The sequence below is a fragment of the Sediminibacterium soli genome (genome assembly GCF_009939225.1).
GTDB classification, from domain to species: Bacteria; Bacteroidota; Bacteroidia; order Chitinophagales; family Chitinophagaceae; genus Sediminibacterium; species Sediminibacterium soli.
Genome location: NZ_JAACJR010000003.1, coordinates 175,320 through 187,621, shown reverse-complemented (window position 1 = coordinate 187,621; position 12,302 = coordinate 175,320). Strand labels below are relative to the sequence as shown.

At 50.8% G+C, this 12,302-nt stretch carries 9 protein-coding genes; 3 read left to right on the top strand and 6 right to left on the bottom strand.

Annotated features, from left to right (window positions below):
• Window positions 1–19 precede the first annotated feature (19 nt).
• From ilvE to GWC94_RS00915, 6 genes are all read right to left on the bottom strand, one after another.
• On the bottom strand, window positions 20–931 hold the full coding sequence (gene ilvE, locus GWC94_RS00940) for a branched-chain-amino-acid transaminase (RefSeq protein WP_161833132.1): 912 nt from the start codon (window positions 929–931) through the stop codon (window positions 20–22).
• Between the two features lie 278 nt (window positions 932–1,209).
• Window positions 1,210–2,316 carry a 3-isopropylmalate dehydrogenase gene (gene leuB, locus GWC94_RS00935; protein WP_161833131.1) on the bottom strand — a complete coding sequence of 369 codons (1,107 nt, stop codon included), beginning with the start codon at window positions 2,314–2,316 and terminating at the stop codon, window positions 1,210–1,212.
• A 26-nt stretch (window positions 2,317–2,342) separates the two neighbouring features.
• The gene (locus GWC94_RS00930) at window positions 2,343–3,788 is read right to left on the bottom strand and encodes an ATP-binding cassette domain-containing protein (RefSeq protein ID WP_161833130.1); all 1,446 of its coding nucleotides are present in this window, start codon (window positions 3,786–3,788) and stop codon (window positions 2,343–2,345) included.
• Between the two features lie 6 nt (window positions 3,789–3,794).
• Window positions 3,795–4,379, bottom strand: coding sequence for a 3-isopropylmalate dehydratase small subunit (leuD, locus tag GWC94_RS00925; RefSeq protein WP_161833129.1), 585 nt, complete (start codon window positions 4,377–4,379; stop codon window positions 3,795–3,797).
• Between the two features lie 48 nt (window positions 4,380–4,427).
• Complete coding sequence (gene leuC / locus GWC94_RS00920) at window positions 4,428–5,837, bottom strand: 3-isopropylmalate dehydratase large subunit (protein WP_161833128.1); 1,410 nt, start codon at window positions 5,835–5,837, stop codon at window positions 4,428–4,430.
• A 73-nt stretch (window positions 5,838–5,910) separates the two neighbouring features.
• Window positions 5,911–7,074: a 2-isopropylmalate synthase gene (locus tag GWC94_RS00915; protein ID WP_161833127.1), complete on the bottom strand. Its 1,164-nt coding sequence runs from the start codon at window positions 7,072–7,074 to the stop codon at window positions 5,911–5,913.
• A gap of 220 nt (window positions 7,075–7,294) precedes the next feature.
• On the opposite strand from GWC94_RS00915, the gene GWC94_RS00910 reads away from it, so the two are divergent.
• From GWC94_RS00910 to GWC94_RS00900, 3 genes are all read left to right on the top strand, one after another.
• Window positions 7,295–8,860 carry a hypothetical protein gene (locus GWC94_RS00910; protein ID WP_161833126.1) on the top strand — a complete coding sequence of 522 codons (1,566 nt, stop codon included), beginning with the start codon at window positions 7,295–7,297 and terminating at the stop codon, window positions 8,858–8,860.
• 174 nt (window positions 8,861–9,034) lie between these two features.
• Window positions 9,035–11,344 (top strand): glycoside hydrolase family 31 protein, encoded by a 2,310-nt coding sequence (locus GWC94_RS00905; protein WP_161833125.1) that lies wholly within the window; start codon window positions 9,035–9,037, stop codon window positions 11,342–11,344.
• A 23-nt stretch (window positions 11,345–11,367) separates the two neighbouring features.
• Complete coding sequence (locus tag GWC94_RS00900) at window positions 11,368–12,261, top strand: hypothetical protein (RefSeq protein ID WP_202628593.1); 894 nt, start codon at window positions 11,368–11,370, stop codon at window positions 12,259–12,261.
• Window positions 12,262–12,302: the final 41 nt, after the last annotated feature.

Here is a 12,302-nt window from a genome sequence, read left to right as displayed (position 1 = left end):
TCTGCGTTACGCAGAGATTTTATTCAATCCCTGTTATTTCATTTACCAATTCCGTCTTATTCTCCACCACCAGGTTTTTGTACGCAATCTGTACCAGCCTGCTTTGCGTTTCTTCCCATGGCATTGCAAAACCAACATCATCCAGCGACTGAAAACCCACCACTTCTGCAGCCGTTCCGCAGAAGAAAGCGGCATCCGCGCCGTATAGGTCCTGCTGGGTAAACTGCCCTTCCACAACGCGTATGTTCAACTCATCGCACAGTTCCAGCACCGTGGCCCTTGTAATACCTGGCAGTATGTTGCCAAGCGCAGGGGTATACAACACGCCTGCTTTTTCGAAAAACACATTCGCACCCGGCGCTTCGGCTATTTTATCGTTCATATCGAGCAGCAGGGCTTCATCATAGCCTTTGCCTTTTGCTTCCTGGCTGGCCAGGATCGAATTCACATAATGACCTGCCGCCTTGGCATGTATCTTAAATCCTTTGGGATTGGGACGCTGGAAAGACGATACCGTCACACGCAGCAGTTTCTCTCCCAGGAACGGCGCCATCTCCCATGCCTCTATTACGATCAATGATTCGGCGTTCGGGTTGAACGACATATTTGCCGGCGCATAGATCACCGGACGTATATACGCATCGCCCAGTCCGTTTCGGTTCAGCACTTCGTAAGTGATATCAGTCAGCTCCTGCGTATTCCATGTGTAAGGCAGGTTCAGCGCCGCGGCAGAAGCCTGCAGCCTGTCGTAGTGTTCTTTTACCTTAAAGATCTTTGTTTCACCGTCTGCCGTCCTGTAGGAACGAATGCCCTCGAAAACAGAATAGCCATAGTGCAGCGACTGGCTGTAGAGGTCCATTTTTGCATCGGCGGCTTTTACAAAAGCGCCGTTGTGATAGATCACCGTGTTGTTGTCATAATAACTTGCCATATACATTGTTTTTACCGGGCGAAAACAAAAAACCCCGCCTGGTGGAGGCGGGGTTCGTATGTTGGTTCGCTTTAATCAGCAATGAACGCCTCCTCCATGCAGTACAGGGACAATAATGACTACCACAATAATAATTACCGTAGCAATACCCATTACCGTATGTATCCTGTTTCTGAACATAAAAGATTTGTCAGAACGAATATACTCCCGCCTTTTTAAAAAAACAAAGAACTGTACCACAAATCGCGCAGGTTTTTTACAAACATGCGTTAGTTGTGTTAGATGATCGTCGACTGGTTTACGCTGGCATGATGGTTATGCCTGCTGTGCCGTTCAATATGATCGCTCACCAGGTCGCCGATAGCGGTGGTGGAATAATTATTGACAGGATCGATATCTTTTGAAACAAACCCATTGGCCAGCGTCCATTCAACCGCTTTACGCACGGCTTCTGCTTCTTCTGTCAGCTGGAAATGATCCAGCAACATCGCTGCAGAGAGAATAGATCCCAGCGGGTTGGCTATGTCTTTTCCCGCAGCCTGCGGATAAGACCCGTGTATCGGCTCGAACAAAGCGGTTTTATTGCCCACAGATGCAGAAGGCAATAACCCGAGTGATCCGCTCAGCACACTTGCCTCATCGCTGATAATATCTCCAAACATATTTTCTGTAAGCACCACGTCAAACTGCGATGGATTGAGTATGATCTGCATGGCCGCATTGTCCACGAACATGTAATCCACCGCCACATCACTGTACTGCGCCGCTGTCTCCTGCACCACTTTTCTCCACAAACGCGATGTCTCCAGTACGTTTGCTTTGTCTACCAGGGTCAGTTTGTTCTTTCTTTTTTGCGCATATTGAAATGCCAGATGGGTTACCCTTTCGATCTCCACTCTTGTATAGGTGCATTCATCAACAGCGCTTGCACCATCCTCGCTTAATTGCTTTTTTCCGAAATAAATGCCGCCTGTCAGCTCTCGGAATACGATGAAATCCACACCGGCCAGCTGCTTTGCCTTTAACGGCGATAAATGCTGCAGGGCCGCATAGGTATTTATGGGACGGATATTTGCAAATAACTGCAGCTCTTTGCGCAGCTTCAGCAAACCCTGTTCCGGACGGACTTTTGCCGTCGGGTCGTTATCGTATTTCGGGTGACCGATGGCGCCAAAAAGAATGGCATCGCTCGCAAGACAGACAGCGATGGTTTCATCGGGAAGCGGGTTGCCTGTTTTGTCTATCGCATCGGCGCCCATGATCGCTTCGGTATACTGAAATACATGTCCGAAACGTTTGGCGATCGTATTCAGCACCTTGATCGATTGTCGCGTGACCTCGGGACCGATCCCGTCTCCTAAAATGACTGCAATTTTCTTTTCCATCTTGTATAGTAGTTTCAGTTAGTTTTCTAAGCGGCTATTTTTCCCTGCTCCAGTTTCAGCGTATGCGTTACGCAGGGCGGTATTTCGGCTTCGTAATGACTTACATAGATCAGCGTTTTGTTCAGTTGCACACATATGTCATTGATCAACGCGATAAACTGCGCGGAAACGGTTGCATCCAGTCCCTGGCAGGGTTCATCAAGTATCAGCAGCGGCGGATTTTTAACCAGGGCCCTTGCCAGCAATACACAACGCTGCTCTCCGTTCGACAACCGGCTGAATACGCGTTTTTCGAACTGCCGGATATGCAGCAGCTCCATACATTCCTCCACCGTTTTCTTCTGCGCTTCATTCAGCTGTCTGAATAAACCGATGGTATCAAACAATCCCGAAGCCACCACCTGGAAACAGGAAATACCCGGCTCGAAATAATGGTGCAGCTCCGGCGACACATACCCTATTTTCTGTTTGATATCCCATATCGTTTCGCCTGTGCCTTTTTTTCTGTCGAACAGATAGATCTCGTTGGCAAAAGCCTGCGGATTGTCGCCGTTCACCAGGCTTAGCAATGTGGATTTGCCCGATCCGTTATGACCCGACACATTCCAGCATTCCCCTCTCTTCACTTCCCAGTTGATATTGTGCAGTATTTTTCTGTCGTCATACACCACATTCGTGTCCACCATTTTGATGGCAACAGAGAAATCGGCGTCTGAAGACGGCCGCCAGCCGGCGAGGTTAACGGGGCGGAGGGGATAAGAAACCGCGCTGGCGTTTTCCTGTTTAACGGTGTTAATCTGGCCCGCAGGAAGAAAAGCACGCAGTTTACCCGCATTAAGCAATGCAACATGTGTGATACACGACGGCATATCGGCTTCGGAAGTAACCAACAGTATGTTCATTCCACTTTCTGCCAGCGAATCGATGATATGATTAAGGGTGGCCCTGGCTTTCGCATCCAGGCCGGTGTAAGGACTGTCGAGCAACAGCCAGTCAGGTTTTTTTAATAAGGCCTGGGCCAGCTGAAATCTTTTGTGCTCGCCGTTGGACAACTGTATCAGGCGTGTGCCGGCTACATGTGTCATACCCAGCTGTTCGAGTTGTGATTCTATTTCGCCACCCGAAAAACCTTTCGACAGCAGGTCTTCCTTTACCGTACTGCTGTCCTGCGAATCAGCGGAATTGAACCGCTGCTGGTAATAAAAAGAGCTGAGATTGGAAAGACTTTTGAACTGGTGGTGCTGCGTGATCACCGCTATCGCAGGTTTTGCGTCGCCGGCGAAATGTATACTGCCGTTGGCAAAACATTTACCCGCCAGTGCATTGATCAGCGTTGTTTTACCGCTGCCCGAAGGGCCAACAACAGCCAGGTGTTCTCCTTTTTGCAGCGAAAAAGAAATACCCTCCAGCAAAGCGCTGCCAGACAGTTTTACCGCCAGGTCATTCACTTGCAAAAGGGTGGCTGTATGCATAGCGGATCAGTGTGCCTGTGCTTCGAATACTTCGATCGCCGGCTTTATGCTTAATAAATAATCGATATCATCGTAGCCGTTCAGCAGACAGGTTTTTTTGTAAGCGTTGATCTCAAAGTCTTCGCTTTTTCCTGTTGCATCGATGGTGATGGTCTGTTTATCGAGATCGATGGTAAGTGTGGCCTCATTACTCTGCGCAAAAACAGCTGTCAGGAAAGCCTCACTCACTGTTACCGGCAGCAGGCCGTTGTTGAGCGAGTTGTTCTTGAAGATGTCTGCAAAAAAACTCGATACCACCGCTTTGAATCCATAGTCTTTAATGGCCCATGCCGCATGTTCGCGCGAAGAGCCGCAGCCGAAGTTCTTCCCTGCCACCAGTATCCCGCCGTTGTATTGCGACTGGTTGAGCACAAAATCTGTTTTGGGTCTTGCTTCGTCGTCGTTCTCATAACGCCAGTCGCGAAACAGATTTTTACCGAACCCGTCGCGCGTAGTCGCTTTCAAAAAACGCGCGGGTATGATCTGGTCCGTATCCACGTTTTCCATCGGAAGCGGAACAAACCGGCTTTGTATGGTCTTTAATGCATCCATTGTAAAATTTTAACAAGGAGACACCGGGTCTCCGCTATTGGTCATTAATTACTGGTTCCCCATCAGTTCCCGCACATCCGTTACCACGCCGGTGATAGCGGCCGCTGCCGCGGTAAGCGGGCTCGCAAGCAATGTTCTGGCGCCTGCGCCCTGCCTGCCTTCGAAATTGCGGTTACTGGTGCTGATGCAGTACTCGCCTGCAGGTATCTTGTCTTCATTCATACCCAAACAGGCGCTGCATCCCGCCTGGCGTATTTCAAACCCTGCTTCGGCAAATACCTTATCAAGTCCTTCCGCCTGTACCTGCTTGGCCACCTGCTGCGAACCGGGAACGATCATCACCTGCACATGTTCATTTTTCTTCCTTCCTTTCACCAGTGCGGCAACCTGCCGCAGGTCTTCGATGCGCGAGTTGGTGCAGCTGCCGATAAACACATGCTGCACGGGCATACCCAATAAGGATTTACCTCCTTCGAGTCCCATGTACTGCAGTGCCTTAACGATATTCTTCCGCTCGCCTTCATCGGCTATGGAATCTGTTGCCGGCACCTGGCCGTTGATTGCAATACCCAGTCCCGGATTGGTGCCGTAGGTGATCATGGGCTGAATATCGGCCGCATCGATATTGAGTTCGGTATCGAATACCGCATCTTCATCGCTGTGCAATTCTTTCCATTCAGCAAGTTTTTGCTCCCACTGGCCGTTGCCCGGTGCAAACAACCTGCCTTTCATATACGCAAATGTGGTTTCGTCGGGTGCGATCATGCCCCCGCGTGCACCCATTTCGATGCTCATATTGCAGATGGTCATTCTTGCCTCCATCGACAGTGCGCGGATGGCAGAGCCTGCGTATTCTACAAAATAGCCTGTGGCGCCGCTTGCAGTGATCTTTGAAATGATATAAAGAATGATGTCTTTCGAAACAACGCCCTTCGGCAATTCACCGTCGATATTGATACGCATCAGTTTGGGATGGCTCTGCAACAGGCACTGCGAGGCAAACACCATTTCCACTTCACTTGTGCCGATGCCGAATGCGATGGCGCCAAATGCACCGTGTGTGGAGGTATGGCTGTCGCCGCAAACAATGGTCATACCCGGCTGCGTGATGCCCAGTTCGGGACCGATCACATGCACAATACCCTGGAAGGGATGACCCAGACCGTATAATTCTATGTTGTGCTTTCTGCAGTTCTCGATCAGCTGCTGCACCTGCAGGCGCGATAACTCGTCTTTGATAGGCAGGTGCTGGTTGATGGTAGGCACGTTGTGATCGGCCGTTGCCACTACCTGCTGGGGGCGAAACACCTTAAGTCCTCTTTTCTCCAGCCCTTTGAATGCCTGCGGGCTGGTTACTTCATGAATAAAATGTTTGTCGATATACAATACGGAAGGCCCGCCTTCTATCTGCTGTACAACGTGCTTTTCCCAGATCTTGTCAAATAATGTCTTTGGCATAAACGAAGATTCAAATTAAGCGTGACGCAGAAGCGCCACGCTCTCAAACTAAAACTATACTGATGAGAAAATCCTAAACTGTTGCCGGCTCCTGTTTATATGCACGCGCCAGCTGGTGCAGGTCTTCCTCTTCCACTTCTTTCTTACTGTCTGCCACCCGCAGGAATGATTCGTACAATACATCCACATCGTTCCTGTTAAAGGAATAACCGATCTTTTGCAAACGGTGCGCCAGCGCACTGCGGCCGCTGCGTGCGGTAAGCACGATCTTGCTGCCATCGGCGCCCACTTCATCGGGGTTGATGATCTCGTAGGTCTGTGAGTCTTTCAGGAATCCATCCTGGTGAATACCGGATGAATGCGAGAACGCGTTGCCGCCCACGATTGCTTTGTTAGGCTGAACCGGTACACGCATGGTATCGGCCACCTCGCGGCTGATGGGGTTCAGCATCTGCGTATGGATATTGGTGTACAAACCAAGGTGTTTGTGCTGCTTCAGTACCATCACCACTTCTTCGAGCGATGTATTGCCTGCTCTTTCGCCCAGACCGTTGATGGTACATTCTATCTGTCTTGCCCCTGCAACCGCGCCCGTAATTGAATTGGCGGTGGCCAGGCCCAGGTCGTTATGACAATGACAGGAGAGAATGGCTTTGTCGATATTCGGAACATGGTTCTTCAGGTAAGCCATCTTCTGGCCGTATTGCTCGGGCAGGCAGTAGCCGGTGGTATCGGGAATGTTCAATACCGTGGCACCGGCCCTGATCACCGCTTCGATCACCCGCGCAAGGTATTCGTTATCGGTACGGCCCGCATCTTCTGCGTAGAACTCCACATCATCCACAAAATTCCTGGCCCATTTAACCGCCTGAACGGCGCGCTCGAGAATTTCTTCCCGCGTGGAATTGAATTTGGACCTGATATGGAAATCGGAAGTGCCGATACCGGTGTGGATACGCGGCTTTTTGGCATGCTTCAATGCGGCCGCGGCCACTTCGATATCTTTCTGAACGGCGCGGCTCAGTCCGCAAACCGTGGCATTTTTGATGATTTTGGAGATCTCTTCCACCGATTCAAAATCGCCGGGGCTCGAGATCGGAAAACCCGCTTCAATGATATCCACTCCCAGCGCTTCCAGTTTCAATGCCAGTTCCAGCTTTTCCCTGGTATTGAGTTTGCAGCCCGGAACCTGTTCGCCGTCGCGCAGTGTGGTATCGAAAATATAGACCTGCTCCATGGAAGTAAAACAGTTTTTTGAATCGTTAGATAAAAAAAGGCAGGCTATTTATTTTTGTTACCGATTGCCTTTAATAACAAACCTGATAGCCTGCCATATCGAATATACTCAGGTACACATGCCCGAAAAGATCAAAATTGGGGGTATTTTACGGTCTATAAACCGACCAGCCAATACTTAAGTTATTGATTTTGATTTATTTGTAGTTAAATGATTTACGATGCCCAACCGCTCCACCGATATGCTTTTTCAACTGGTCCAATCGCTGGAAAGGTCAGAAAAGCGCAATTTCAAACTCTATATGACGCGCAACTCCGGTTCGGGCGATCTGAAAGTGGTGCAGTTATTTGATGCGCTCGACAAGATGAAGCTGTACGATGAAGAACAGCTGCTGGCCAAAAACCCCGGTATTCAGAAACAGCAGCTATCCAATCTCAAAGCGCATCTGTACAGGGAGATACTGAGCAGTCTTCGTTTGCTTAACCCCGAAGCGAATATAGACCTGGCCCTGCATGAGCAGCTGGATTATGCGCGGATACTGTATAACAAGGGACTGTACTACCAGAGCCTCAAAACGCTGGACCGCATAAAGGAACAGGCAAAGGCAAATTACCAGGCCACCTACCTGCTGCAGGCATTGTTTCTGGAGAAGAAAATAGAATCGCTGCATATCACCCGAAGTATGCAGGACAGGGCCGAGACCTTAAGCCGCGAGGCGGAGAATGTTACGGCCAGGCTGAGCCTGGTAAGCGGACTGTCGGATCTTTCGCTTGAACTGTACAGCTGGTATATCCGCAATGGACATTCGCGCAATGCGGAGGATACGGCGGAAGTGGATAGTCTGCTGCTGAAAGCCGCGGTATTGCAGGCCAGGTCCTGCGAAGGGTTTTACGAACGGCTGTACCTGTACCAGTGTTACTGCTGGCATGCCTTCATAACACAGGACCTGCTGGTGTATTACCGTTACTGCCAAAAATGGGTGGATCTTTTCCATAACGATCCCAAGATGATCGCGATAGAGACGGCGCATTATATCAAGGGCATGCACAACCTGCTCAGCGCGCATTTTGACCTGCGCAATTACCAGAAGTTCAACGAAGTCATCAAAGCGTTTGAAGCATTTGCCGAAACCGATGTGGTACAGCAGAACCGCAACAACGTGGTGCAGACATTCGTATACATTCAAACGGCGCGCATCAACAAACATTTTCTCGAGGGCACGTTTACAAAAGGACTGGAACTGGTTCCGGAACTGGAAGAAAGACTGCAGCAATACGAACTGTACCTCGACAGGCACCGCATACTGGTTTTTTATTACAAGATCGCATCGCTGTATTTTGGCAGCGGCGATTTTGGCAGCAGCATCGATTACCTCAACAAGATCATCAACTGGAAGATGGACCTGCGCACCGATCTGCAATGTTATGCGCGGCTGCTGCACCTTATTGCCCACTACGAGCTGGGACATTTTGACCTGCTCGAGTACCTGCTGAAATCCGTTTACCGTTTCATGGCCAAAATGCAGAACCTGGGGGCAGTGGAAGAACAGGTGTTCCGTTTTTTGCGGCAATCGTTCCATCTCACACCCCGGCAGCTGAAGCCCCAGTTCGAGTCCCTGCTTGCAAGCCTGCGGCCGCTGGAAAAAAACCGTCTCGAAAGCCGTGCGTTTATGTACCTCGATATCATCTCCTGGCTCGAGAGCAAGATCAACCATACCCCCGTACAGGATGTGATCCGGCAAAAATTCCTGGAAGGAAAAAGAAGGGTGGAAACGCTGGGAGAATAAGCGCAGGCCTATTGCGGCCGCTTCCCCGCCGCCCTGTTAAAAATGGATAAGGATAGGTTAATCAGTAAGCACCCCCTGCTTTCAAAACACGATAATTTGCTTTGTGTTGAACCAACCCGATGGGCAACAGCGCGCTCCTGCCCGATCCGCTTTGTCATACCTAAACCTTTCTATATGCATGTTTTTTTGCGGCGTTCTTTGTTGCCGGTATTGTTTACCGCAGCTGTTATACAAACAAAGGCCCAGCAGATCACGGCGGCCGGACAACCTGCCGAACTCAATATCAGACAGGCCACGCCTGCCAGCATCCGTGTTACGCTGAAGCCATTGGGCTATACAGGCGATTTTCCGTTTACGCCGGCCCTGGTAGAAAAAAAATATCCTGCACCGGCCATCACCATCTGCAGCCTTGATAAGCCGATAAAAAAACAGGTTGGCAATCTTACGGTTGAAATTAAACCCAATCCCCTCACCATAACCATTACCAACAGCAAAGGCGAGCCGGTGCAGGAACTTCGTTTTCTGGACGACGGCCGCCTGGCTTTCCGGCTCGATACGCAACCGGTATTGGGAATGGGCGAGGGCGGACCCAAGCCCGAACGCGGTGTCAACTGGCGGCAACAACCCATACAATTCGATCGGAGAGGAATGATGGACAGTATGCAGCCGCGCTGGCAGGCCGATGCCTATGGTTCGCGCAACCCGGTGGCCCTGCTGCTGGGTACGGCCGGCTGGGGTTTGTTTGTGGCTACGCCCTGGGTGTTGGTTGATATGCAGCACAAAGACCAGGGTTATTTTATTCCCTGGCAACCCACTGCTTCGGTCAACGCCCCGCAGACCGCCCGCAACCAGCAACTGAACCAGGGCAAAGGCATTCATCCCGCAGAGAAACGCGTAGAAGGTCTCTATGATTTTTTTGTGTTCGATGCGCATGACCCCGCCGTCTATATGAAAGATTTTTCCTCCATCACCGGTCCTGCCGCCATGCCTCCCAAATGGGCATTGGGATATATGCAGTCGCACCGCACCCTTATCGATGAAAAACAGATGCTGGGGATCGTGGACACTTTCCGCAATAAACAGATTCCCGTTGATGCCGTGATCTATCTAGGCACCGGTTTTGCGCCGGTGGGATGGAATAAAAAGCAGCCTTCTTTCGAATTCAATCCTGAAGTTTTTCACCGTGAGCCGGCACAGTTTGTAAAAGATATGCACGATAAACAGGTAAAACTGATCCTGCATATGGTGCCGTTTGACAGGGATAAGCTGCCCAGTTTGCAGGGATCCATTCCCGCCAAAGCCGGCGAACCCGATGATGCCTCGCATATCAGGAATTACTGGCAATACCATGTGCCGCTGGTAAATGCCGGTGTTGACGGGTTCTGGCCCGATGAGGGCGACTGGTTCAATCTCTTTGAAAGGATCAAACGGCACCAGTTGTATTACCAGGGCATGCTTTCCACCCGCCCCAATATCCGCCCATGGAGTTTGCAGCGCAACGGGTATCCGGGTATTGCGCAGTGGGGCGGCTGGGTTTGGTCGGGCGATACGGAATCTTCCTGGAAGACACTGGAAGGACAGGTTGCCGTAGGCATCAATTATTCACTGAGCATCGGCCCGTACTGGGGTTCCGATATCGGCGGGTTTTATTCCAATACCGAACTGACGGGCGAGCTGTATGCACGCTGGTTCCAGTTTGCTTCTTTCTGCGGTTCTTTCAGATCGCATGGCAGAACCTGGCGCACAAGGCTTCCCTGGGGATGGGGTTTATCGTATATGGGCCCTTCTGAAGACAGGATAACACCGCTCATGTCGGAACTGAACAATCCCGCCATAGAACCGATTGCCAGGAAATACGATGAACTGCATTACCAGCTCCTGCCTTACACCTACACACTGGCATGGGAGGCACGCAATACCGGTATGCCGCTGATGCGTGCCTTATGGCTGCACTATGCCCACGATAAACAGGCCAGCGCCATGGGCTCTCAATACCTGTGGGGCCGCGACATGCTGGTTGCACCCGTATTTAAAAAAGGCGTTACCAGTTGGGATGTATACCTGCCGGAAGGCAACGACTGGTACGATTGGTGGACCAATGAAAAAAAGTCCGGAGGACAAACCGTTCACCGCGCGGTGGATCTTGCCACCATGCCTGTTTATGTGAAGGCGGGCGCCATTATTCCCTTCGATCCTGTACGGCAGCACACTGCTGAAACGGTAAAAGAGCCTACCATGCTGAAAGTGTTCAGCGGGGCCAATGGTTCTTTTACGCTGTATGAAGATGATGGCATCAGCCAGGACTACCTGAAAGGAATTGCTTCGCTGACCACCATTGCCTGGAACGATACAGACAAAAAGCTCACCCTTACGCCTTCGGGAAAACAAGGCAATACCCCGCGGGTATTTAAACTGCAGCTTCTGCCGGCAGGAACCATTAAAGAAATCCGTTACGCGGGCAAACCGGTAACCATACAATTCTAACCCTTCAACAGATGATGTCAACCATGAAACTTCCGGTAAAAAAATGCATTGTCTTTGCCGTATTCGGCGTTTGCTGCTCCTGTGTTAAAGCGCAGCAGCCCCTTGTGAGGGAGTATGCACAGGCCATGATTGCGCCGCCGCCAGCCACGATAAGCGTGGACACCTTCTATAAAAAATATGCAGACGCTTTCGGCATCCCCATTGTTTCGTCGGCAAAAGTGCCGGATGATGCCCTGCTGATAGCGCGTGATATCGTAAACTATATGCTGGTAAAAAGACCCGATATACGTGCGGTGCTGGTGGCAAAAAAAGCGCGTGTGCTGGTGATGGCGCAGACAGAAATGGAAACCGATCTGCCCGAACGGAGCAACTGGAAGAAACCGGCCAGAGACGACAGGCGTCTTACACCCGGCGAACGGGAAAACTACGATAAGCCCGGCGGTATAGCCGGCATGACCGACAGGGAATACTGGAATCGCCGCGCGCGTGGTATGGGCGGCACCGTTACCTCCTGCGCCGAAGAGAATTTACTGGGTTATCCCGGCACCAGGTATTATGGTGAAAATATCCTGGTGCATGAATTCAGTCACAATATCATGGGCGCCATGCGCACCGCAGACTCTGTTTTATACCGTAAGATCGAACTGGCATATGAAGACGCCAAAACCAGAGGGCTTTACAAAGGCCAGTATGCGATCAACACGGTAGCCGAATACTGGGCCGAGGGTACGCAATGGTGGTTCTGGTCGAACATCGAATTTTACGACGGCCAGACAAGGGTTCAGACACCGGAAGAACTGCAGGCCTACGACCCAACGCTTTACCAGATTCTTGGTGAAGTGTATCTGAGCCACCGGGTGCCGGCAGATATCTATTACGGCAGAAATGCGCGCCCTGTAAAAAGAAACGGCAATTAGGCAAAGGATACACCGGTTATACCGCAGGTTGAGGCAAGTTT

Excerpts from the sequence above, each read along its gene's own strand:
- ilvE (WP_161833132.1), bottom strand. The coding sequence starts at position 931 with ATGGCAAGTTATTATGACAACAACACGGTGATCTATCACAACGGCGCT.
- leuB (WP_161833131.1), bottom strand. The coding sequence starts at position 2,316 with ATGGAAAAGAAAATTGCAGTCATTTTAGGAGACGGGATCGGTCCCGAG.
- GWC94_RS00930 (WP_161833130.1), bottom strand. The coding sequence starts at position 3,788 with ATGCATACAGCCACCCTTTTGCAAGTGAATGACCTGGCGGTAAAACTG.
- leuD (WP_161833129.1), bottom strand. The coding sequence starts at position 4,379 with ATGGATGCATTAAAGACCATACAAAGCCGGTTTGTTCCGCTTCCGATG.
- leuC (WP_161833128.1), bottom strand. The coding sequence starts at position 5,837 with ATGCCAAAGACATTATTTGACAAGATCTGGGAAAAGCACGTTGTACAG.
- GWC94_RS00915 (WP_161833127.1), bottom strand. The coding sequence starts at position 7,074 with ATGGAGCAGGTCTATATTTTCGATACCACACTGCGCGACGGCGAACAG.
- GWC94_RS00910 (WP_161833126.1), top strand. The coding sequence starts at position 7,295 with ATGCCCAACCGCTCCACCGATATGCTTTTTCAACTGGTCCAATCGCTG.
- GWC94_RS00905 (WP_161833125.1), top strand. The coding sequence starts at position 9,035 with ATGCATGTTTTTTTGCGGCGTTCTTTGTTGCCGGTATTGTTTACCGCA.
- GWC94_RS00900 (WP_202628593.1), top strand. The coding sequence starts at position 11,368 with ATGAAACTTCCGGTAAAAAAATGCATTGTCTTTGCCGTATTCGGCGTT.